The sequence below is a fragment of the Neochlamydia sp. EPS4 genome (assembly GCF_000813665.1).
GTDB lineage: Bacteria > Chlamydiota > Chlamydiia > Chlamydiales > Parachlamydiaceae > Neochlamydia.
The window spans coordinates 98,475-122,576 of record NZ_JSDQ01000006.1 but is presented as its reverse complement, the minus strand read 5'-3'; the positions used below and the strand labels follow the sequence as shown (position 1 = coordinate 122,576).

At 39.0% G+C, this 24,102-nt stretch carries 18 protein-coding genes; 11 read left to right on the top strand and 7 right to left on the bottom strand.

All coding sequences use genetic code 11. From position 1 onward, the window contains the following. Positions 1-157 precede the first annotated feature (157 nt). From DB42_RS00785 to DB42_RS00765, 4 genes are all read right to left on the bottom strand, one after another. Complete coding sequence (locus DB42_RS00785; RefSeq protein ID WP_052435853.1) at positions 158-565, bottom strand: DUF4116 domain-containing protein; 408 nt, start codon at positions 563-565, stop codon at positions 158-160. Further along, positions 562-1,266: a DUF4116 domain-containing protein gene (locus DB42_RS00780; protein ID WP_044881298.1), complete on the bottom strand. Its 705-nt coding sequence runs from the start codon at positions 1,264-1,266 to the stop codon at positions 562-564. Before DB42_RS00780 ends, DB42_RS00785 begins: the two co-directional genes overlap by 4 nt. 978 nt (positions 1,267-2,244) lie before the next feature. Then, positions 2,245-2,445, bottom strand: a complete 201-nt coding sequence (locus DB42_RS00770) for a DUF3185 family protein (RefSeq protein WP_039383053.1) — start codon at positions 2,443-2,445, stop codon at positions 2,245-2,247. 166 nt (positions 2,446-2,611) lie between these two features. Beyond that, a complete protein-coding gene (locus tag DB42_RS00765) occupies positions 2,612-3,847 on the bottom strand; it encodes a CCA tRNA nucleotidyltransferase (RefSeq protein WP_044881296.1) in 1,236 nt (411 codons plus the stop codon). Positions 3,848-4,041: 194 nt separating this feature from the next. Here DB42_RS00765 and mutL point away from each other — a divergent pair, with 194 nt between their 5' ends. Together mutL and DB42_RS00755 are read left to right on the top strand one after the other, a co-directional pair. Further along, complete coding sequence (gene mutL, locus DB42_RS00760; RefSeq protein ID WP_080502645.1) at positions 4,042-5,871, top strand: DNA mismatch repair endonuclease MutL; 1,830 nt, start codon at positions 4,042-4,044, stop codon at positions 5,869-5,871. A 3-nt stretch (positions 5,872-5,874) separates the two neighbouring features. Then, complete coding sequence (locus DB42_RS00755) at positions 5,875-6,918, top strand: Xaa-Pro peptidase family protein (protein WP_044881294.1); 1,044 nt, start codon at positions 5,875-5,877, stop codon at positions 6,916-6,918. On the opposite strand, the gene DB42_RS00750 is transcribed toward DB42_RS00755, so the two are convergent. Next, entirely contained in the window at positions 6,907-8,925 is a 2,019-nt protein-coding gene (locus DB42_RS00750) for a RasGEF domain-containing protein (RefSeq protein ID WP_044881293.1), read from the bottom strand. The two genes, DB42_RS00755 and DB42_RS00750, sit on opposite strands and share 12 nt — an antisense overlap. Before the next feature lie 455 nt (positions 8,926-9,380). Between DB42_RS00750 and DB42_RS00745 the strand changes: the two genes are divergently transcribed. From DB42_RS00745 to rpsD, 5 genes are all read left to right on the top strand, one after another. Continuing rightward, a complete protein-coding gene (locus DB42_RS00745) occupies positions 9,381-11,111 on the top strand; it encodes an ATP-binding protein (protein ID WP_238578967.1) in 1,731 nt (576 codons plus the stop codon). Positions 11,112-11,234: 123 nt separating this feature from the next. After that, positions 11,235-12,227, top strand: coding sequence for a MoxR family ATPase (locus tag DB42_RS00740; RefSeq protein WP_044881291.1), 993 nt, complete (start codon positions 11,235-11,237; stop codon positions 12,225-12,227). Positions 12,228-12,242: 15 nt separating this feature from the next. Further along, positions 12,243-13,130 carry a DUF58 domain-containing protein gene (locus DB42_RS00735; RefSeq protein ID WP_044881290.1) on the top strand — a complete coding sequence of 296 codons (888 nt, stop codon included), beginning with the start codon at positions 12,243-12,245 and terminating at the stop codon, positions 13,128-13,130. Continuing rightward, positions 13,127-14,167, top strand: coding sequence for a hypothetical protein (locus tag DB42_RS00730; RefSeq protein ID WP_044881289.1), 1,041 nt, complete (start codon positions 13,127-13,129; stop codon positions 14,165-14,167). Before DB42_RS00735 ends, DB42_RS00730 begins: the two co-directional genes overlap by 4 nt. Positions 14,168-14,359: 192 nt before the next feature. After that, a complete protein-coding gene (gene rpsD / locus DB42_RS00725) occupies positions 14,360-14,980 on the top strand; it encodes a 30S ribosomal protein S4 (protein ID WP_044881288.1) in 621 nt (206 codons plus the stop codon). A gap of 615 nt (positions 14,981-15,595) precedes the next feature. Here the strand turns inward: rpsD and murJ are convergent. Continuing rightward, on the bottom strand, positions 15,596-17,206 hold the full coding sequence (murJ, locus tag DB42_RS00720; protein WP_044881287.1) for a murein biosynthesis integral membrane protein MurJ: 1,611 nt from the start codon (positions 17,204-17,206) through the stop codon (positions 15,596-15,598). Between the two features lie 265 nt (positions 17,207-17,471). Between murJ and DB42_RS00715 the strand changes: the two genes are divergently transcribed. From DB42_RS00715 to DB42_RS00700, 4 genes are all read left to right on the top strand, one after another. Further along, positions 17,472-18,335 carry a deoxyribonuclease IV gene (locus DB42_RS00715; protein ID WP_044881286.1) on the top strand — a complete coding sequence of 288 codons (864 nt, stop codon included), beginning with the start codon at positions 17,472-17,474 and terminating at the stop codon, positions 18,333-18,335. 10 nt (positions 18,336-18,345) lie between these two features. Then, the gene (gene asnS / locus DB42_RS00710) at positions 18,346-19,749 is read left to right on the top strand and encodes an asparagine--tRNA ligase (protein ID WP_044881285.1); all 1,404 of its coding nucleotides are present in this window, start codon (positions 18,346-18,348) and stop codon (positions 19,747-19,749) included. Positions 19,750-20,699: 950 nt separating this feature from the next. Continuing rightward, positions 20,700-21,404 carry a DUF4116 domain-containing protein gene (locus DB42_RS00705; RefSeq protein ID WP_044881284.1) on the top strand — a complete coding sequence of 235 codons (705 nt, stop codon included), beginning with the start codon at positions 20,700-20,702 and terminating at the stop codon, positions 21,402-21,404. A 639-nt stretch (positions 21,405-22,043) separates the two neighbouring features. Beyond that, positions 22,044-22,409 carry a hypothetical protein gene (locus DB42_RS00700; protein ID WP_044881283.1) on the top strand — a complete coding sequence of 122 codons (366 nt, stop codon included), beginning with the start codon at positions 22,044-22,046 and terminating at the stop codon, positions 22,407-22,409. Between the two features lie 44 nt (positions 22,410-22,453). Here DB42_RS00700 and DB42_RS00695 read toward each other — a convergent pair whose 3' ends face one another. After that, positions 22,454-24,091, bottom strand: a complete 1,638-nt coding sequence (locus DB42_RS00695; RefSeq protein ID WP_044881282.1) for an NAD+ synthase — start codon at positions 24,089-24,091, stop codon at positions 22,454-22,456. Positions 24,092-24,102: the final 11 nt, after the last annotated feature.

Here is a 24,102-nt window from a genome sequence, read left to right as displayed (position 1 = left end):
TAAAAAATTATTTAAAATCTATAAGCTTTATTTTTGTTCCATTTAAGGGGAAATTGTAGAGCAAGGGAAAGTAGGCCTATTTGTCCCCATGGTTTTAAGGGATTTTAGGCGCCCGAATTTTGATCAATATGCCTTTTTAAATAAGTACTAAAGTTATCTATTTCCTAGTCAGCCTAGCTAGTTTGATGAGCTCCTCATTTTTTTGTAGCTCCCGGCTAACATATTGAAGGGCCCAGCCATTCTGTTGGACAGCCGCCTGCACAATATCTAGATTGTCTTTAAGTGCAGAGCTAGCATATTGAAGGGCCCAGCCATTTTGTTGGACGGCAGCAAGCACTACATCCTTATCATTTTGCAGTTGTGGGCTAGCAAATTCAAGAGCGTAACCATCTTGCTTAACGGCGGCAAGCACCGCATCCTTATCGTTTTTAAGCTTTTCGCTAGCATAGCGAAGCCTTGAAGGTCTTTTTTTAACGGCAGCCAGCACAATGTCTTTATCGTTCCTAAGCTCCTCGCTAGCCTCTTCAAGGGCCCAGCCCTCGTTCTGAATGGCAGCAATGATCATCTTTTTATTTTTTTAAGCCTTTCGCTGGCCTCCGTAAGAGCCCAGCCGTTTTCTTGAATAGCAGCAAGCACAATCTTAGGATCATCTTTAAGCCTGGGGCTGGCATATCGAAGGGCCCCGCCATTTTGCCGAAGAGCCGTAAGTACAACATCCTTATCATTCTGCAGCCTAGGGCTAGCAAACTCAAGGGCCCAGCCATTTTGCTCGACTGCGGCAAGTACAATGCTTTTATTGTCTCTCAGTTCTCGGCTAGCATATTGAAGAGCTTCGCCATTTTGCTTAACGGCTGTCAGCACGATATCTTTATCTTTTTGAAGTTCTAAGCGAGCACCCTTAAGAGCAAGACCTTCTTTCTTAACAATAGCAAATAAAGCCTCTTTATCTTTTTGAAGAGTTGTATGTTTAGAAGAAAGATTCTTATCTTGTTGCTTTTTATTATCACTTTTTCGATGCAAGAAGTCTAGGATGGCAATGGTGAGATTACCCAAAACAGGAATCAGTAAGGTTATACACCTTCCAAAGCTTTTGTCACTAAGGTGGGCATAGTAATGGCTCTTTACTAAGCTTTCCTTTGATATGAAGGTCGAGATAATGCATTTCTGGAAGAGATCAACTAAATTAGTGACTGTGCTGATAACAGGGATATAGTCAGCGATATTATCTATCCTACTGCATGCCTGAGATAAATTGCTTATTCCCATTCTGTATCTCCTTAATAGCTTATTTAGACTTGAAAACAAATTTAATTTTAGATTCATTTAAATCCAACAAAAAAATGATTTTTTTTCTCCGGTTATTCAAGGGCCTGCTTTTAATTGTTAAAATTTGAGGTAAATAATATTTTTAAATGAAATGATCCTTATAGAGTGTTAGATAAGCTAATGAGAAAAATCGTTAAAAAGAGTGCTCTCGGTGAGGACTTGGGTAGCTTAAAGAGCAATAGCTAAAAAGTTAAGGTTTAGCTTTTCTTTAAACGCTGATCTTGCTTCCTTCCAAGACGTTTAACCTTCTATTGCTTCGACAGGATTAGCTTCTTATGTTGCTAGATAATTACAGACAGCTCTTTATTAGTATGCTCTATGTTTGAAAAACTTATCATCTAATGTTTTTTATACTGCTGTGGGCTTTAATATTTTAAATTATTCCATGCATCTGGCATAAGCTGCATAGAGGAAAGAGTTTAAGCGGTATATAGATAGGTCCTGAAAATTGAAAACCTGGGGAACAAGATTGAATAGATTTTAAAAGGAGATATCCGAAAGTTTTCTTCCGTTTATCATAAAGGAAAGAGAATTTTTTATTTAAAGGAAGGGGAGCTGAAAGGGCTTAAAGATGTTTGGCTAGCCAAAGAAAAAAGCTGTTTAATTTGGCCATTCAGGATATTCCTAAAAGTATTGCCCAAAAGCTTAGTTATCCTGAAAGGCCAGGATTAATCGAGGGATATTCGCTTTTATTTGAAATTAACCCTGGAGGGTCCAAAAATAAAGCAAAAGAAGAAGCTCTTTTCTGTATTGAAAAGCAGTAGCTTGGAGCTTTTATACCCGAGCTGCTAATCATCAAGCAAAATTTCTCCCTGCTGCCGGCTCTGCAGCCAATATAAAAATATTTTATTAAGCTTAGAAAGTTGCTTATATTGGCATGAAACCCGCTGGATTAATTCCTCTACCCTTTAATTCTCTTTATTTAGCTCTGCCAAAAAGAGTGAGGGCTCCTCCTCCTACGATCATGGCTATTCCACCAATAATGTACCACATCGTATTGTCTGTATAACGGCCCGTAACATCTTCCACGACCTTCTCTGTGAATGCTTGAGAAGAATTGATGCCAAATAACAGAAGAGCAATTCCAACTGCTAAGCTAACCAAACCTAATATACGCATAAATTTCTCCTGAGATAAATAATTTAAAAATTAGCTAATTTTATACGATTGATAGAAAAGCTTTTCACGTTCTCCATTCTACTATTTCAAGCTGTAAAATTATTATAACTGGCTTCTATATTTTGTATAGTTTTTTCCTAGCTTTAAAAGATTTTTGCAAAAGCCTTTAGTTTAAATTCGGCCAATGTTTGGACTGCTGGAGCATTTTTATGCTTTCCTCAGGTGCTTGCAAATTATGCAAAATAGCGTTCTTTTCCGCTTCTTGCAATAGAAGGCCCATGCTTTTACCAGGCAAAACTCCTAGAGATTTAAGCATACTGGCAGTCACTAAAGGCTGTTTTTTTATTGCTCGTTTAATATGAGGTTTCAAGCGTTCCTGATTTTGTTCATGCTCTTGATAAAAAGCTTCTTCGCTATCTTCAGATAGGCGGGCTGCGAAGATCTCTAAACATACTTGAGAGTATGAATGAGCGTAAAAGTGGACCCATTCAGGATCAGAAAGCCCTGGGGCTAAAGATAAAAGTTGTTTTCCAGTCTGCACAAAAGTAGCAAGTTTGGTCTCCTCCGTGCTGAGGCGCAAGTAACTGCAAAGGTTTTGCAACTGTTGCGTATCAAAAGAGGGGAATAGCTCAAGGATATATAAAATAGTAGGAGTATAGGTAGGGAATTTAGAAAAAGGGCTAAGGTATTGACTTAAATCTTTTAGATGCAAGTGAGCAAGTGAAGGAAAAATAACTGGCAATAGACCCAAACGGTGCATTTCCATCAAAGCATTTGCAAAATGAGGGTAACCAGCCATTTTTACAAATTCTTTCCACACTCTTTCTATAGCAACGGCTGGAAAAAGAGTGTTAGCCTTTTCTTGAATAGCTTGTTGAGTGGCTTCATCTAACCGAAAATTAAAGCGGGCAGAAAAGCGTATAGCTCTTATCATGCGTAAACGATCTTCAGAAAAACGTTCAAAGGGGTCTCCCACTGTGCGGATAAGGCCTAATTCTAAATCTCTTCTTCCTTCCACGTAATCATAAATCTTTTCTTTCAAAGGGTCATAGAACATGCTATTGATAGTAAAGTCTCGACGTTTTACATCTTCTTCTTCATTTGATAGCTCGATGCTTTTTGGCTTTCTACCATTGACATATTCTAAATCTTTTCTGAAAGTAGACACTTCAAATTGATATCCCTCCAATATGACGATGACCACTCCAAAAGCTAGGCCTACTAAAAGGGTATGAGGAAAAAGTTTTAAAATCACCTCAGGGGGTGCATCGGTAGCAATATCTATATCAGATGAAGGTTGTTTCATCAAATAGTCGCGTACCCAGCCACCGGCAAAATAAGCTTTGTATCCCGCTTGGTTTAACTTTTTTACAATATCTGTGGCTAATTTTTTAATATACATAGAGTCATGTTACTAAAAAAAGCTATAAGGAGGCAAGAGATAGCAGGGCATTCTTGCTATCTATAAAACTAACGATCATCTATTTTTCTTTTCCAAAGACGCTTGAGGAATGCTTTTATCTTTTGATATCCTTCTCCTTGCTTGCTTATGAATCATCCTTTATAATTGAGAAGTTTAAGCGAGTAATAAATATTATGCCTTCAAAAATTCGTGTTCTTGACGAACATACTATTAATAAAATTGCAGCAGGCGAAGTCATTGAAAGTCCAGCTTCTGTAGTAAAAGAATTAATGGAAAATTCTTTAGATGCAGGCGCTACAGAAATTTGCGTAGAGATTAAAGGAGGGGGCCGCCAGCTTATCCGCGTGACTGACAATGGTGCAGGGATGCAGCAAGATGATGCCGTACTTTGCTTAGAACGCCATGCTACCTCTAAAATTAAAGAAGTAGAAGATATCCAGTCTATTTTTTCTATGGGGTTTCGAGGAGAAGCTATTCCTTCAATTGCTTCTATTTCCAAATTCACTCTCTTGACTGCTCCGCAAGAGGGAGGGGAAGGCACCCTTGTGATTGTGGAGGGAGGGAAACTTATGCACTGTGGCCCTGCTGCCCGTGCTCCTGGAACGACGATTGAAGTAAAGTCTCTTTTTTTTAATGTCCCGGTAAGAAGAAAATTTCAAAAATCTCCTGCCTATGAAGCTCAGGAAATTCATAAAATCATTACCCTACTTGCTCTTGGCTATCCTCATGTTAAATTTCAACTGATCAATAATCAGAGCCATGAAATTCAAACCGGAGGTTCTTCGGGCAAAGCTTTTTCCCATCAATTGAAGGAGAGAATTGCTGCATTAATGGGAGCCGAATTCGTGACGAGCTGCTGTGAAGTAGAGATTACAAATGGTGATTATAGCTTGCATGGATATGTAGGGGCCCCTCATTATTCTCGTCAGAATCGTACCGGTCAATATCTTTTTATTAACAAGCGCGCTGTTTTTTCTCCCTTGATATCTGCAGTTGTGCGAGATGCCTATGGCACAAGTTTGCCGACTAATCGACATCCTATCTTTGTTTTACATTTGAATGTGCCCGGCGAGACCGTGGATGTAAATGTTCACCCGCAAAAAAAAGAGGTTAGGCTTCGTCAAGAAAATATATTAAGAGAATTAGTTCTTAAAGGGATCCAACAAGCTATTCATAAAGGCAATGTAAGTTCTTATCAAGATCATCAGCCTATTCATGAAGATTTTAGTTCTCCTGCTTCTACTTCCACCTTTATAATGCCTGCCGTTAAGCCGGCATTTTCCTTGCATCCTATACAAGAGAGAAATTTAGCCAAAGAGTATCAACCGCTGCCCCCTATGGCTAAGGCTCCCTCTAGAGAGGAACCTCAGCCTTCTTTCCTTGCTCCTCTTGCCCAGGAAAAACGTTCTTTTCCACGTGTTTTGACAACGATACCAGGTTATATTATTTTGGATGCTTACTCATTAGAAGCGTGGAAACAGGTATCCCCTGATACACTTTGCTTAGTGGACCAGAAGGCAGCGCATGCCCGAGTGATTTTCGAAAATTTGTTGCAGGCACGCACTGGAAATGCAGCTGTTCAATCTTTATTGATTCCTCATCATATCAATTTGCCCCCCTCTGAAGCAGCCGCGCTATCTACGAACCTAGACAATTTTGCGCAGATAGGGGTGCATATCCATGAAAGTGGACCGCATAGCTTTATGATAGATGCTGTCCCAGCTACATTTGGAAACATAGATCTTTCCAAATGGGTAGTAGATCTGTTAGATATGATGCACAGCTTTCCTGAAGGTAAAATGATGGATAAAGAAATGGAAAAACGCTTATCCGTAGCAGCAAGCCATGCTGCCGTCCATTATCGCAAGCGCTTGCAAACAGAAGAAGCTCAATCGATAGTCAATCAATTGTTTGCAACCTCTATGCCTTTTTTTTGTCCTCAAGGAAAGTCTACTCTTGCTTTTATAAGCGCCGAAGAGATATTTAGAAACTTTAAAGGGTAGTCTATGAATTTTCAAAACCGTCTAGCAAAAGTTGAAAAAGTTCTTCATGATTCTAATGTTGAGGCTTTCCTTGTTGAGGATCCTACCAACCTTTACTATTTGACTGGACTAGTTTTATCTGCGGGAGAGCTGCTTATTAAAACTCAAGGCAATTCTGCTCTTTTAGTGGATAATCGTTACTATGAATATTGTAAAAATCAAGCACCTGTGCCTGTTTTTTTAAGTGATAAAAATTCTTTAGAAAGCTTGCTAGGAGGAATTAACACGCTAGCCTTTGACGGTGAGACGATCTCCTATCAAACCTATGCAAGCATGCAAGAGAATTTTAAAGATCTTAAATTGGTTTCTTTAAGTCACTCCCTTCAAAAAATTCGCTGTTTAAAAGATGAGCATGAAATAGCTATTCTTCAAGAAGCCGCTCAACTGGGAATGCAAGGATATGAATATATTAAAAGCCTTTTAAAAGAGGGGGTAAGAGAAGACCAATTGGCTGCCGAGTTAGAGATTTTTTGGAAAAAAAACAAAGCCCAGGGAGTAGCTTTTGAGCCTATTATCGCTTTCGGAGCTAATAGTGCTTTACCTCATTATCGCCCAGAAGAGACAGAGTTAAGGGAAGGAATGACTGTGCTTTTTGATGTAGGCGTAAAATGGAAAGGTTATCACTCGGATTTATCCCGTACACTTTTTTGGGGTGAGCCGCCTGCCATCATGCGGAAAGTTTATGCAATTGTAGAAAAAGCTCAGCAACGCGCCATGGCGCTTTGTAAGCCTGGAATAACTATAGGAGAATTGGATCGGGCAGCTAGAGACTACATCTCAGCGTGCGGTTATGGGGAGCATTTTTTACATAGCTTAGGCCATGGAGTAGGCTTAGAAATCCATGAGTGGCCTTCGCTCCGTAATAAAGAACCTTATCTGCAGCTGCCGCTGCAAGAAGGGATGGTCATCACCATTGAACCTGGCATCTATCTTCCTGGTATAGGAGGCGTGCGTATTGAAGACACTCTCCTAATTACTTCTACCGGCTATCAAGTCCTAGGCTCGTGAGGATGGACGGGGTTCGATTCTTAAAGATTGGGCATATATATCCTTCTCGAATTGGTTTTTATCTGTTGGGGGTTGGAAGTACCAATCGCTTTCCTTTACCCCTGTTGATTTATCTTTCCTTGAGGGATGAGAAGTCTGTAATTTCGTAAGGTCATTGATTAAAGAATCTAACTTTTTTTCGTCCGTTTTTACATTCTCTTCAGCAATTTCGATGTTTCTATCATTTTTTAACTTGAATTTCTCCAGCATTCCCTCTAAATCCATGGAGGAATTTTTCGAATAAATTTCTTTGGCCACATGATAAAGCCACTCTGCAATCTCAATTTCTTTTTCTAAGTTTACTTTACTAAATTGTTCTTCAGGAGCAATAGCTTGGCCTGATTTTTCGGCTTGCTGGATTCTTTCGTTTATATCTTGTAGTTGCTGGCTTAAATAAGCTTTATGAGTTTCATAAGAAATTCCTGCTTTTTGCAACTGAATGTAATCGCCAAATTTTTCTACTTTTAAAGCATAGGAAAGTTCTAAGCTTGCATCACTCTTTTTATAAGAAAGCCTTAAAGAAGAAACGTTATTCAATTTAGCCTCATTAATTTCTTTACTGATGCTTTCCATCTGTTTGTTTAAATTATTAATTTCGGCGGTTAATCCTTCTGGCGCTTCTTTAAATGAAGAAATGTATTTATCAATTTGGCGTGTTTCATTTAAATCTGCTTTAGACTTCATATATTTCTCTCCATCTAAAACAATTCTTGATAATACTGTATGTATCATGGGAACGATAGATAAACTAGGGTTTTCCTCAGCAAATTCCATAATTTTATTTAAAGAAAAGTAATTAGGATTTGAGAAGCTTTTTTCCAAATTTGCATATATATTCTTTGTTTGCCGTGGAAGGGCGGCAAAAGTTTTATGCAGCCGCTGCACACTTCCTTGATTTAATCCTAAAAAAATTGCCTGGGCAGTGGCAAAATCGCCATTTTTAAAAGCTTGATCGGCAATGCGAACATACAAATCCACCACTTTAACACGCTCACCTAAATTGTCTGTGTTAACAATTTTTGAGGTTGTAGAATTGCTGATCATATTTGACAACTTAACCCACTGATCTATATGAGGGCAAATCTCTGCATATTCTGATTTTTCTCGTGCACTCTCATTTTTTAAAAGTTCTTCTTTTGTTATATTTTTAAAAATATCTGCAAATAATTCTTTAGTTTGTGCAGCCCTTTCCTCCACCATCGTGCGGTTGGCTCCAGTGCTTTTAAAGGGTGCAGAGATTGTATGGCGGATGTTTTTTAAGGTAGCACTATTATCAATTTTTGATTGCAGGCTACTCTTTACTTCGCTTGCCTTGCTTTGCGCTTTTTTAAAATATTGCACAGTTTTATCTTTTAAACGCTCAGAAGCTACCTTGAAATTTTTAGCAAATTCTTCTCTTCTTTCTGAGGAGGTTATCTCTCTAAACGAGGAGAGGGTAGAATGTTTGACCTTAAGGGCTGTCGTTTTTATGGCGCGAGCAGAAGTTTCTTTAAACGTTGTCACTTTGTGGTTCAGCAGCGATTTAATTTCGCCTAGTTTTTCTGCGGATCTATTTTTATAGTCTCCCGCTTTTTCTTTAGCTTTTTGAATACCTTCCCGAGCGTTAAAAAAAACTTCTTGTCTTTGTTCTTTGTTTGTTAATCTCTTACTTTCTTCAAAGGTTTTCTTAGCTATAGAACTTACCTTGGAGGCTGCGGCTTGAACAAGGGAGCTAGCTTTATCTAAAGTAAAAGAAGTAATTCGATGGGATTTAAGCTCGGGAGGAGTGGGTTCGGTTGATTGAGAAAAAGTTTTTCCTAACGGAATAGACTCTAAGGAATTTTTTTGGCTATATATATGCCCAGTAGGAGAAACTTTTGGTTGGCTAGGAATAGCTGGCAAGGGCTTATTAGGGGGTATGGGTTTAGTTGTTGAGGGAGCTGTTGCGAAATCAGAAGGAGAAAAAGGCTTGTTGGCTATAGAAGACATTTGCACACCTCATAATTAAAATCCTACTAATAGTTATTATAATATAATTATTAATTATTATTTAATTATAAATGTAATTAACTTTGGTAAAGTGAGGTGTTAATTAACGATTGCAAGCTGTAAGTTCTTAACTTTAAGCTTATTTTTTTATTCTTTTAAAAAATTAAAAATTTACATTTTATCTAAATCTTTAAAAGGGTAAACATGTTTTTGAGCAGCTTAAGCTTGTTAAAAGGGAAAAAAAGGGGCGAATTTTAAACCGGCTAGGCCTAAAATGAACAATTTAGCACCTAAAGGTTTCTTCAAAAATTTTACGATAAAATATATTATAAATAAAAAGCTGTTCTTATCTGAATGTGATTCCATTAAAAATAAGTTTTAGATCTTAAATTTTCATGCTAAGCTTTAGACAAAAAATATTTCTTTCCTATCTTGTTGTATTTCTAGCCTTTCTTGTGGGTTTATATCCTTTTGCTACCCGTACAGTTCAGAAGATTGCTACCCAGGCTATGTATGATAGCTCTCAAGCTTTAATTGAAAAAATTCAGACAGCTCCTAATGATAAAGCTTTAATACGTCGTTTAAAAGAACAAAAAGCTTTATTTTTTTTTCGTATTAGTGTCGTCAATAATGAGCGTAAGGTTTTGTATGATTCTCATACCAAAAGAATTTTAGGTCTGCGCTTTAGCCAAGAATATATTGTTGAGCATCCTGAAGTCTTAGAGGCTTTTAGAACAGGGCGTGGATATAATGAGGATTATTCGGAGCTATTAGGGCAAAAATTTGCCTATTTAGCGATTGCTTTTGATTTCCATGGTAAACCGTATGTCTTACGTACAGCTTTTCCTTATAAATATGTGACGGAGCTAACGCATGATTTTGAGAGAGGAGTGATTGCTTTAGCTGCAGCCATTCTCATGCTTTTTAGCTTGATGACCTGGTTTATCATTAATCACTTAACCAGTCCTATTCATCAGATTATTAAAGCAATCAATCCTTATCAGCAGGGAGAAACCCATGGGGTGCCTTTAATTGAATTAAATAGCCTTAGCAAAACAGATGAGTTTATCAAGCTGGCCGGCACTTTAAATTCCCTTTCCATAAGGATTCAAAGCCATATCGCTAATCTTATACAGGAGCGCAATGAAAAAGAGGCTATTCTTGAATCGTTAGGGGAGGGCGTGATAGCAGTCGATGTCCATCGGGTGATCACTTATGCAAATAATATGGCTTGTAAACTGCTAGAAAATACTCACCTAGTAGGTAGGTCTTTTAGCGACCTTTCTGATGAAATTCAGCATTCTCAGACATTCCAAGCTCTTTTGCTCAATTGCCAGGCTCAAAATAAGGTACTAACAGATGCTGTGCAAATTAAGCATGATTCCCAACGATTATATTTAGATCTAGTCGCTGCTCCTAAAAAAGAAAATAGCGGTGCTATTGTCGTCCTTCAGGATATGACAGCCCACTACAAGCTTTTAGACATGCGTAAAGACTTCATTGCTAACGCCTCTCATGAATTAAAGACCCCTATTACCATTATTCGAGGTTTTGCTGAAACTTTACATGACAATCCCGATTTGCCACCCGAGACTTTTAAAGAGGTTACCTCCAAAATTGTACGTAACTGCTTAAGAATGAATAACCTCATTAAAGATCTTTTAACATTGACGGATGTGGAAAATTTACCTGAATCGCGTTTAATCCATTGTGATGTGCATGAAATTATTAAAAATTGTTGCGAATCGGTTAAAGAGGTGCATCGAAATGCTCAAATTATGATTGAGAAACCTGGCGATCAAGAGATGACTCTTGAAGCAGATCCTCATTTGTTAGAACATGCCTTTATTAATCTTATCGATAATGCTGCTAAATACTCGGTTGCCCCTCCTCAAATCACCATTTATCTTCAAGCTGAGGAAGACAAAATTATAGTAAAAGTGGCCGATAAGGGCATAGGGATTCCTGCTACCGATCTGGAAAATATCTTCCAACGTTTTTATACAGTAGATAAGGCTCATTCTAGAAAAATGGGCGGCTCTGGCTTAGGGCTATCTATCGTAGAGACCATTGTAGAAAAGCATTTTGGCCATATTACCGTTCAGTCAGAAATCGGTGTAGGAACTGTTTTTACTGTTAGGTTGCCTATTAATCGGCAGGTACGATCCTCTTTTAAGCATGAATAGTTAAAACAAACCTGTTTTGGTATTTTATTAAAGCGCATTTATATCCGTTATCTACCTTCTCTCTTTACCCTTTTTTTACAATCCCTTATATGTATTAACAACACTTCTAACAAAAGACAAATAATGCTGTTGACAGATATTTCAACCCTGGCCGCCACTATAGGTAAAGCTAATGAAAAGTTTATGCTTGCCCGCCAAGAGATGGGCAAAGCTATCGTGGGGCAACAAGAAATGGTTAACTACTTGCTAATAGCTCTTTTAGCTAATGGCCACGTGCTCTTAGAGGGCTTGCCTGGTTTAGCAAAGACTTTAGCTGTAACCACTTTAGCGAAAGTAGTTGATTGTGAATATAAACGCATACAATTTACCCCAGACCTTTTACCCGCCGATTTAGTGGGCACTTCAATCTACAACTTTAAGGAAGGATCTTTCTCTGTTAGCAAAGGCCCAGCTTTTACGCATATCTTGTTGGCAGATGAGATTAACCGTGCGCCAGCAAAAGTGCAATCGGCTCTTTTAGAGGTAATGCAAGAGCGTCAAATCACTCTCAACGGCCAAACTTTTCATTTGCCAGAGCCTTATCTAGTGCTAGCTACAGAAAATCCTATAGAGCAAGAGGGGACATATCCTTTACCTGAAGCCCAAACCGATAGATTTATGTTAAAAGTCACCATGGATTATCCCTCCAAAGAAGAGGAAAAAGAAATTCTAAAACGCATGGCGAATTTAGGCTCTTCCATAAAGGTAAAGCCTATATTAACGACAGAAGAAATACTTAACGCGCGTAGAATGATCAATGAAATTTATATGGATGATAAGATTACTAACTATATCTTAGATCTAATTTTTGCTACCCGCTACCCTAGCCAATATGGCCTGGATCTTCAATCTTTATTGCTCAACGGAGCTTCGCCACGTGCAAGTATTGCTCTTTGCATTGCTTGCAAGGCTAATGCTTTTCTTGAAGGCCGCGCTTATGTGGTGCCTCAGGATATTAAAAAAATTGCACCTGCAGTCTTAAGACACCGTCTACGCCGTTCTTATGAGGCGGAAGCCGAGGATGTGTCCACCGATGAAATGATTGAGCGAATTCTAAAAACTGTTCCTGTACCTTAAGCTTGTTAGTAGCCCATGGTTGAGTTTAACGTAGCTCTTTATAAGAAAATTCATCGTCTTCAAATCCAAACGACTCAGCTAGCTAATGATCTGTTGGCAGGAGCCTATCGCTCGGCTTTCAAAGGGCAAGGTATGGAATTTGAAGAAGTGCGCGAGTATCAGGCAGAGGATGATGTTCGTTCTATTGATTGGAATGTTACTGCACGCATGAATCGTCCTTTTGTTAAAAGCTTTCGTGAAGAGCGTGAGTTGACTGTCATGCTCTTGGTTGATGTATCGGCTTCTACGCGCTATGGTAGCACCTCTTCTTTTAAAAGCGATTTAATTGCAGAAATTAGTGCTTTGCTAGCATTCTCAGCTATTAAAAATAATGATAAAATAGGGCTTATTCTTTTCTCCAATGGAGTAGAAAAATATCTTCCTCCTGCTAAGGGAACTCGGCATGTTTTACGCCTAATCCGTGAAATTTTAGCTTTCAAACCTACAGAGCATGAAACTGATTTGGCTGCTGCCTTGGCCTATTTAGGGAAGATTCAGAGACGGCCAGCTGTCTGCTTTTTGCTCACCGACTTTATATGTTCTAAACCTTATGCACATGAGTTGGCCCTAGCAGCTAAGCGGCACGACTTAATTGCTCTAGCTTTAATAGATGCTTATGAAATTTCTTTCCCTCATTTTGGATTAATCCATTTAGCTGATTTAGAAACAGGCGCTAGCTTTACGGTAGATAGCTCTAGTGAGCTTTTCCAGAGACAATTTGCTTATCAGGCTAAGGCTCGGGTAGAATCTTATCGTGCTTTATTAATAAAAAACGGCGTAGGTTTAGTAGAACTATATACCGCTCAACCTTATGCACCTCTTTTACGTAAATTTTTTAGAATGCGCGCGAGGAAAAGGAGATGAAGGCCTGGTTTTTTTTGTGGGTGCTGCTGGGTCTTTTCTCTCCCTTTGTTCAGGGCATAGCAGACGAAAAAGAATTTGAGGTAGTGATTACGCCTGCTGCTTCAACCGTTTCTATTAATGATTTTCTCACCGTCCATCTAAGATTAACTTTCCCGGCTGGATATCAGATCGATTTAAAAAAGCTGCACCAGAATCTTCTTAGAAGCAGCAGCTTTTATGAGCATCCTTTTACTCTAGTGGAGATGAAAATAAAAAATCTTCAAGAACGTGCTAAAGGAAGATTTTCTCAAGAAATTGTGCTCATATTACAGCCGCGACGCTTGGGAGAGCTGTTCCTTACTTTTTACGATATCGATTTTATAGCAGAAAATAAAAGCGCTCCTTTAAAGAAGATTGTAAGTGAGATTTATCCTATTAAAGTCACCGCCCCAGAAATAACTTCCCAAATCCCCGAAGATTTTGCAGCTTTGCTGACCTTTGAAAAGAAGCTTCCTATGGAGCTAAGTGAGGAAAATCAAAAGCTTTTATTGAACAATCCTTCTTTGCAAAAGCAAGAGGTCGAGAGGAATATAAGGCAAATGCATGAGAAGCAGCTACCTTGGATACAAATAGGATGCTTTATTCTAATCACTCTCTACCTTTGCTTTTTTCTAAAATCTTTTTCTATTAAAAAACCTTTAACATCTAAGCAATTAGCAAAGATTGCAAAGAAATCAGCTTTAGCAGAACTTAGGCAACTGCGAAGTAAACAATTGCCGGCTAAAGGGCTTTTTGACAATTTTTATGTGCATTTAACTGATACTTTAAGAACTTATATTCAAAAAAAATATCATATTCCCGCAGCCACTAGCACAACTCCTGAATTTTTAGCCGAGGTGGCCCAAAGCTTGGTTTTTTCCAGCTCCTTTCGTCAGCAGCTGGCACACTTTCTTCAACAGGCTGATAGAGTCAAATTTGAGCGTTACTCTCCTAACATCGAAGAATGTGAGATTGCCTATAAATTAGCTATCCAATTTATTCAAGATGATCCTATTTAATCTTTTTTATTTAAAATCTTCTCCTAAAAAGGCCATTCTTTATAGATTATTTTATAAATAGCCAAAGAAAATAGCATTCAGAGAAGCTTAAAATCAGAGAATGTTTGCAGAAAAGTCAAGGAATGTGTAATAATTTCGACTTGCGATTTATCACAAGGATAATCGTAGCTGCAAATCGTTTTAGGAGAACCAATGGCTCGTTACACAGGTAATAAAAACCGCGTTGCCCGACGTTTCGGTGCAAATATTTTCGGCCGCACACGCAACCCTTTGTTGCATAAACCCAATCCCCCTGGTATGCACGGAGCACGCCGCCGTAAAAAATCAGATTATGGCTTACAACTTGAAGAGAAGCAAAAACTTAAAGCTATCTACGGGATGCTTAGTGAAAAGCAGCTCGTGGCTTATTATAAGCATGCTTTTAACATGGCTGGTAACACTGCCCAGCACTTTGCAGAACTGCTAGAGTGTCGTTTGGATACGATTGTTTATCGCCTTAAACTTGCTTCCACTATTTTCGCTGCCCATCAGCTTGTTTCCCATGGTCATATTCTCGTGGATGGTAAAAAAGTTGACCGTCGCTCTTTCCAAGTGCGACCTGGCATGGTGATTACGGTAAGAGAAAAATCTCGGTCAATGAAAGCTATTCAACAGTCTTTAGATAATCCCTCTCGCTCTGTTCCTGATTATCTTTCCTTTGACAAAGAAAACTTTGGTGGACAGCTTCTAGCGATGCCTACACCTGAGCAGATGCCTTGGCCAATTGAAATCAAATTGCATGAAATCTGTGACTTTTTAGCGCACTCCACTTAAAAAGTTGGGAATATAGATTGATAAGCCCTGGTTTAAGTTATCTTAAGCTAGGGCTTTTTTATTATTCCTTCCTGTTTTAGGAAACCTCTTGGCTTCTACATCCCGATTCCTTTTTCTATTCTTAATTACACTTTTTAATGCTCTTTTCTGTAAAAACAATCAAGAGCCCTCCATTTTTTAGATAGCCTAAGCTAACTGAAAGGCTGTAATAGCCTTCTTATAAATAGGGTAGGCGTATTAACTAAGCGTTAAAAAAAGCAGGTCATACCTCTTACTTATTGTTTATCTTTTAATCAGTTGCGATCCATGCTTTTTCTTACAAAAATTTGCTAAGTAATTGTTATACGAAAAATGAAAATACTCAGGATAATAAAAGGGATCTGTCGTTAAAATGATCATAACTTGCCAAAATTTTTATGAGGCATGTTCTTGATCTGCCTATGGCCTATAAGAGAGGAGAAGAACAGAAATTTAAGGGGAGAACTCTCGGAATATCTATCGAAGCCTATATTTTGGAGCATTTAAAGCTATCTTAGTAGGAAAGATTATTAGTTGTGGGCTTTAACAAAATTTATTTCATTGTATTCCTTGGTACTGTTTTTGCTTAAAGCGTAATTAAAGATCAAGAGGACTTTCGCTTGTATGTATCTTTAAAATGTCGTCAACTTGCAACATATAACTTGCTCCTAACAAGCTAAACAAAAAAATGAAGGCTTGCAGAGCTAGTAGGCCAAGCTGCTGTAGGGAACCTCGAGGACCTAGGGGCATTATACCTTTTTTCCATAGTATCCACGAGCCTTCAGCTAGCCAATAATAAGAAAAAGCTGCACTTGCCAGCATGGCAAGCAAGCTTACACAGCTGACTTTCCAAATGCCTGCTTTTAGCTTAGGGGATAAAGCATAGCTACTTTTTTCCTCTAACTTGGATAGGAGCAGAAACATGTTCATCCATGCACTGATGCTTGTCGCTAAAGCTACGCAAGCAGCACCCTTTTCAAAAACAAAAACTAGCACAAAATTTAGTATCAAATTTAACAAAATAGAAGCAATGGAGATTTGCGTAGGAATTTTATAGTTGCCTTGCGCATAGAAAGCAGGGACTAAAATCAGCACGATCGACATAGGAAATAATCCTAACCCATAGGCCCATAAGCATAGAGTGGTGTTAGCAACGGCTTGTTGATCAAAGCCTCCATGTCCATAGATTAGGGTAATGCTGCTAGCCCCTAAAGCAAATATAGCTGCACTAATGGGTAGCATTAAAGCCACACTTTTACGGAGGGAAAAGTCTAAAAAATTGCTAAACTGCTTGTTATCCCCATTTTTAATGGCCCGAGCAAGAGGAGGTAATGTAGCTGCCGCGATAGCTAGGCTAAATAGAGCTAAAGGAAGCTGTTGAAGACGCATAGCATACCATAGATAAGCTGGCCCTGCAGCATCTGCATAGCGCGCAAAGACAGCATCTAAAGCATTGTTGATCTGCGAAGCTCCTACACCAATGATTCCCAGGCTCAAAGGAGCTAATAAGGAGGCTATATCGTGGGAAAAAATATTCTTCAAGGGATTTGCCAAATTTTTTCCTAAAGCTCTTAAGCATTTCTTAGTCTGATGAAGAGTAACAGCCCATTGAGCTAAACAGGCTAGATTCACAAAAACTGTTAATCCACGCATAGCTTCTTTAGAAGGTAGATGTTTTAAAGATAAAATTCCTACAATCCATAAAAGATTAAAAGCTACAGGCGCTACGCTTGCTGTAAAAAAGCTTTTCTCACACTGCAGTAAAGAAGCATTAATACCGTACAAGCAGATGAAAATGAGACTTGGCATCATTAATAAGGTAAGCTGAATAATTTCAGCGTTTCCTTCTTCAAGGTTAGCCCATATAAGAACGCCCCATAGCAGGGTCATAGTTATGATAACAATGAAAGAGAGAAGGATACTTAAAGCAGCTGTTAAGCTGCGAAAAAATGCAGCGGCTCTTTGAGGCTCTTGATGACGTATCTTCTCAAATTGAGGAATGAAAGCACTTTGCAAGGCCCCTTCGCCTAAAAGCCTACGCAGTAGATGAGAGAAGCGGAAAGCGACTAGAAAAGCTGCCACGGATGCTTGCGTGCCAAAAGCAAAAGCCATGCTTATATCTCTTACCATGCCCGTCATACGACTTAACATCGTTCCACTAAAAAAGCGGCTTGCTGAACGGATAATACTATGAGTGGAATCTGTCATGGCAATATTATGTTGGGTTAAAGAAAAATATCATTGATAAAGAGACAAAAGAAAGCAAGGGTAGATTGAAGCATTAAGAGAATGCAGAGAAGCGCGCCCTTAATCAGGGCTTTTTTTCATCGCTTAAAAGAGCTTAAGCTCTTTTAGACGATAAGCTAGCTTTTCTTTAAAGTAGAGTCTTATATTTGATGCTACTTTTCTTGTCAACAACCGGCTAGGCTGTTATGATGGCGTGCTTATAAAATTGGAAAGAAGTGGGGATCAGATGACAACAAAAGCCGAAAATCTTCTCATAGGTGCTCATACCTCGGCAGCTGGGGGGCTACATCATGCCTTATATGAAGGGCGAGAGATAGGAGCGACTACTATTCAGCTTTTTACTACTAATCAAAGGCAATGGAGAGCAAAACCTTTAATGCCAGACATTATCGATGCTTGGCATGCGGCACTTAAAGAAACTGGTTTGCAAAAAATTATGAGCCATGCTAGCTATATGATTAACTTGGGAGCACCGGATCCAGAAAATTTGAGAAAAAGCCGCGAAGCTTTTGGCCTTGAGATCGAGCGCTGTTTAAAGCTAAACATTTCTTTTTTAAATTTTCATCCGGGTGCAGCTATTGATAAAGACCCTCAAGAATGCTTAGACAGAATTGTGGAAAGCTTGTTAACCTATGAGACTCTTCTTCAAGGGGATAGTACTCGCTTACTTTTAGAAAATACTGCAGGGCAAGGGTCGGCAGTTGGCTGGCGTTTTGAGGAGTTAGCCTATATTATAGGAAAAGTAGAGAATCGCCTGCCTATAGGGGTTTGCCTAGACACTTGTCACCTTTTTGCTGCCGGTTATGATTTGAGTTCGACTTTAGCTTGTGAGGAAACGTTAAAAAAATTTGATCAACTGGTGGGTTTTAAGCACCTATATGCCTTTCACCTTAACGATTCACTTAAAGGTTTAGGCTCTCGTGTAGATCGGCATCAATATCTAGGTAAAGGACTTATTGGCATGGATTGCTTTAAATTTTTAATGAATCATCCTCAAACTCAAGCGATGCCTAAATACCTTGAAACTCCCAAAGACCCTCTTATATGGAAAGTTGAAATTCAAATGCTACGAGACTTTGTAAAATCATGAGGCTATTATTATGCGCATAAAAATTAAACAACTCAAATACCCGGCTCCTGGAGTTCCTTCATTATTAGGACAAGAGGTGACGATTAAAGGCTGGGTGCGAACTGTTCGCAATCAAAAAACTTTTTCCTTTGCCGAAGTTAACGATGGATCCACCCTCTCAAACTTTCAAGTTATTCTGAATCCAGATTTACCTGATTATGAGAAAATTCTTAGCCATCTATCTACCGGCGTATCGGTTGCCGTAGTGGGCAAGATTGTGGAAAATCCTGGTAAAGATCAAGCCTGGGAAATGCAAGCTAAATCTTTAACTATCATTGGCACATGCGATCCAGAAGTCTACCCCCTACAGAAAAAACGCCATTCGTTTGAATTTTTGCGATCGATTGCTCATCTTCGCCCCCGCACGAATACTTTAGGGGCTATCACTCGCTTAAGAAATAGCTTAGCCTTTGCTACCCATCTTTTTTATCAGCAAAAAGGCTTTTTATATTTACATACACCCGTTATTACGGCCTCTGATTGTGAAGGGGCAGGAAAAATGTTTCGGGTTACGACGCTGGATCCTAGTGCTACTCCGCATCTTCCTAACGGACAGGTAGACTACTCCCAAGATTTTTTTGGTAAGCCTGCTTATTTAACCGTTTCAGGTCAGCTGAATGGCGAAATTTATGCCAGTGCTTTGTCGGATGTTTATACCTTTGGGCCCACTTTTCGCGCTGAAAATTCTAATACCTCCCGTCATTTAGCAGAGTTTTGGATGATTGAGCCAGAAATGGCTTTTGCCGATATTAATGACAACATGGATAATGCAGAAGAGTATCTTAAATTTGTTCTTAAGTATGCTTTAGATAATTGCGCGGAAGATATGGAGTTTTTTGACAAGCATGTTTCCACGGGATTAATTGAGCGTCTGCAGCATGTTATTAATACACCTTTTGAACGGGCCACCTATTCCTATGCAGTACGCATCCTTGAGAAATCAGGCAAAAATTTTGAGTACCCGGTGAAATGGGGACTAGATTTGCAATCCGAGCATGAGCGCTATTTAGCGGAAGAATTTTTTGCTAAGCCTGTCATCCTAACGGATTATCCTAAGCAGATTAAAGCTTTCTATATGCGGGATAATAGCGACAACAAGACAGTGGCAGCTATGGATGTTCTTGTGCCTAAAATAGGGGAGATCATAGGTGGTAGCCAAAGAGAAGAACGTTTAGATGTGCTAGAGCACAAGCTCAAAGCAGGTGGCCTGTCGCCAGATGATTATTGGTGGTATCTTGAGCTACGTAAATATGGGACTGTCCCACATGCTGGGTATGGCGTAGGATTTGAACGTCTCATTCAGTTTGTTTCTGGGATGGAGAATATACGCGATGTTATTCCTTTTCCTCGTTACCCTGGTAAAGCTGAATTTTAAAGTTTTCTAAAGCTGTTTACAAGGCTTTGAAATAATAAAAAAGTTTTGTAAACAGCTATAACATTAGAATAAAGTGTGTATAAAGTTTTTAGCTTTTTCTTTTTTCAAAAGGATTCTTAGGTTTATCATTAACAATTATGCCATGAAACATAAGGTGCTCTGCTTAGCCTGAGCGGCGTTGTTGCGTAAATAATAGGAAGCGTAGGCGATAAGAGGACTCTTTCACCCTTAAAAACTATAAAATGAACTTGCAACAACAAAAATATAGGCAGGTGATGGAAAAAAAACTTACTTACCCCCTACGTAATTAGTCCGCGTATAACAACGCTTTAGTGCAAAGAGAAAGCATAACTTTATGGTTCTAAAGTTGAAACCATTAAAGGATAGAGGGAAAATAAAAATATGGGTAAGAAGGGGCGCTCAAGAATCTCCTCTGCTGAATCTATCCTAGGCGTGTTGATGATTAAAGCCGTTTATCATTTGCCTCTAAAAGCTCTTCTAAAACTCTGCTAAGGAGGGATTGCTTTTGTGGCTGATTGTCCTGCTAGCTTTCAAGGCTGTCTGTCGCTTGTTATACCTCCTCTATCTGCAGGGGAGGCTAAAGAGCTTCGACAAGAACTTAAAAAGTTCCTACCAGCATGGAATTTAATTGCATAGCCCTTACAGGGAGATAGGCGTTTATTAATCTACGCACAAACGTCTTATCAGCTTGACTAGAATTAGTGGCCCAAGTGATTTTATTGGCTGCTAAAGCATCAAGTCAGTGTCTTTTACCTTTATTCCTAAAGGCAGTGAAGGGTATGTATGCTATTGCCCCCTTGGGTAATTATTAAATAATATTAATTTATAGAACTACTTGATGATCTCTCTATAAAAGGTGTTATTGTTTTCTTTTTAAGAAGATTTTTGTATGATAGAGGTATTAAAAACTAACCAACAATAGAGGGTTCATGCTAATAAATTCTTTATCTAAAGCTTGCTTATCTATTGATCGAGGCGCTGACTACATACCTATCGTCAGCACGGTGACTAATTTAGTCGATATCTTTCAAAAAGTTGTTGTTTTACCCTTTAAGCAAAAAGAGAACATATCCAAAAACGTTTATTACGCTCACCTTGATCAAAAAAGTTTTAAACGGTGTATAGTTCTGTTAATTCCTGTATTAGGAAATATACTGGTGGGGATTTGGGATGTAGTACGCAATAAGGAAAAGAAAGCTTTGCTAGCTAATGTCCAAAAGAATGGCTTAGCTCTTAAGGATGCTAGTAACAGGCTCAAAAGCGATAGAGATATCGTTCATGCCGCTGTTCAGGAAAACGGTTTGGCACTTAAGTATACTAGCAAACAGCTTCAAAACGATAAGAAAGTCGTGCTTGCCGCTATTCAGGAAAACGGTTCGGCGCTTAAGTATGCTAGCAAACAGCTTTGCAACGACAAGGAAGTCGTGCTTGCCGCTGTCCAGCGTAATCACTTGGCGCTTAAGTATGCTAGCAAACAGCTCCGCAACGATAGGGAAGTCGTGCTTGCTGCCGTCCAGCGTAATCACTTGGCGCTTAAGTATGCTAGCGAAGAGTTGCAAAACCATTGGGAAGTTGTGCTTGCCGCTGATGATCGAAGATGGCTTGGTACTTATAGGCTTTACCAACAGGCTTAAAAATGCTAGGAAATTGGCTCGTGTCACTTTTCAGCAAAAAAGTGGGATGTTTGGTTATATTAGCGCAGCGCTTAACACCGTTCTACGTTTTTCAGCATTTAATAGGCTTAAATGCTTTTTAGGCAAGCAGATGCAGTAAGAAACAGCTTACAAATGGAAGTGTTGAAAGATAAAGAAGATGGTATACTAACTATCGATAAGGCGGGATTTTTAAAGAGAGGATTTATTTAATGAGATATGCTTGGCAAGAATCTAGCCCTCTAATAATTGACACTCAAATATCTCTATTAAGCCATTTTAGAGATATTGGCTAAAATGGCTTTTACTGGCAGCAGAAGCATCAAGTGAGTGGGCGTGACTATTATTATCAAAAGCAAAAGCCCCTTAAGAATATGCATGCCATCAGCCCTGTAGCGTTAAGCTGAATTTAATGCATGTATGCCAGTACAATAGATATTTATGTAAGGCGAGGAAGATTCATGCTAAAGTTTATATTCCTCCTGGATTTTTGCTCTTGCGATAAAATGTTTTACTACTTAAACAGTATTTATGAAACGCTGTATTTTTTATGCAGAGAATTGATGTTGCAGAAAAAAAAGCTTACACTTAACCTAAGATATAATTTTTTATGAAAGACTCATGAATTGCACTTACCATCATGCACCCCTAATCAAGCATATTCTTGAATCTCAAGATAGTATGCTTTTCTTATCCAAGGGATTATCTCGTTTAAAGAAAGATCCCCCTCTCTTAGAAAAAAAAGCTTGTAGCAAGGAAGTTAGCCCTCAATCTACAAATAATGTTGAATTAATCGAGCGTTTAAAAGCTCGCATTGCAATTCGTAAGAAAAACCTAGCCCCTACAAACAGCTTATTATCAACACAGGCTTGCACAATATGCAAAAAAGCTGTTGATATATTGCAACAATATCAGCAAGAGCGTTTATGCCCTGTATGTTTAAATAGAACCATTAAGAAAATGAGAATAGAAGATATTCTTAATTAAGAAGCAAAAGGGTGCATTGAGCTTTTTTTTAAGACAGCTAAATCTTAGTTTATCCAACGCTCCACAATAGGAAAGCAGCGGCCTGTTAAGAAGGCCTTCTCAGAGATACGTAAGGCGGGAGGTGACTGACGACGCTTGTATTCATTTTGGTGAATTTTTCGGATAAGCTCTTCTACTAATTTCACAGGATAGTCAAAATTTTTAGCGATCCTTTCAGAGGATTGACCCTCTTCTACGTAAGCTTGTAAAATATGATCGATTGTTCCATAGGGAGGGAGGGAATCTTGGTCGGTCTGGTTAGGTCTTAGCTCTGCAGAAGGGGGCTTATCAAGCGTGCTTTGCGGAATGATAACTTGGTGACGATTAATCCAGTGGGCTAGAGCATACACATCCCTTTTTAAGACATCACCAAGGACTGCTAAAGCTCCGCACATATCCCCATAAAGGGTGGAATAGCCCATTGCCAGCTCACTTTTATTTCCTGTGTTCAAAACCATATGCCCAAATTTATTTGAAAGAGCCATAAGAATCATCCCTCGTACCCGTGCTTGTAGATTTTCTTCCGTATGATCGATCGGTAGTGTTCTAAATTGAGGCTCTAATAATTCCAGGTAGCTTTGAAAAGCTTTTTCAATACAGATTTGTCGATAATCGATGCCCAAGTTTTGTGCTAATATTTGGGCATCCTCTTTGCTGCCAGGAGAGGAATAGCGGGAGGGCATGCTGACTCCCATCACATTTTTAGCACCCAAGGCCTTTACAGCAATACAAGCCACTACGGCTGAGTCAATACCACCGGATAATCCTAAGCATGCTTTCTGAAAGCCTGATTTGTGAAAGTAGTCTTTTACTCCTAGAATAAGAGCTTTATAAAGCTCTTCAGTAGCTATTTTTTGCGGGTAAATAAGGGGAGATGAAGCGTTTAGATCTATTAACAGCCAATCTTCTTCAAACCCCTTGGCTAGGTGCACTAGCTCTCCTTTAGCATTTAGGTGCTGGCTGTAGCCATCAAAAATTAAGCTATCATTGGCTCCCACTTGATTACAGAAGATAAGGGGGCAACGTAATGCTCTAGCCGCTTCCGAACAGACTTTCATGCGAGTGGCAAACTTAGAGAGGCTAAAAGGGGAGGCAGAGAGATTGAGCAAAAGTTCAGGCTTAAAAGGAAGGAGCTCTTCCACCGGATTTTTATGATAGGAAGTTTCTGCAATAAGAGCACTATGCTGCCAAATATCTTCACACACAGTAATGCCAACCCTTTTACCCTTTAGATTCCATGTCTTTATGCTTGTTGCAGGTTCAAAATAGCGTCTTTCATCGAAAACATCGTAGGTGGGTAAAAGAAACTTATCTTGAAATCCCACAATTTTCTGATTTTGAATAATTGCTGCGCTATTAAACAAACCTTTTTCTCTACGATCAGGATTAGGACGAGGAAGGCCTACGATGGCGATAATGTCTATACAAGCTTCGCGGATTTTGTCCAGTTGAAAGAGAACTTGTTCCATGAAATGCGGGAGTAAAAGCAAATCTTGAGGTGGATAACCAGTTAGCGCCAATTCAGGGAATAAGATAAGATCTGCCGCTAACTTTTTACCATGGGCTATAGCCTGCAAAATTTTGTCAGTATTTTCTTTTAAAGCACCGATGGTAGGATTAATTTGCGCAGCAAGAATTTTCATTTTAATAGAAT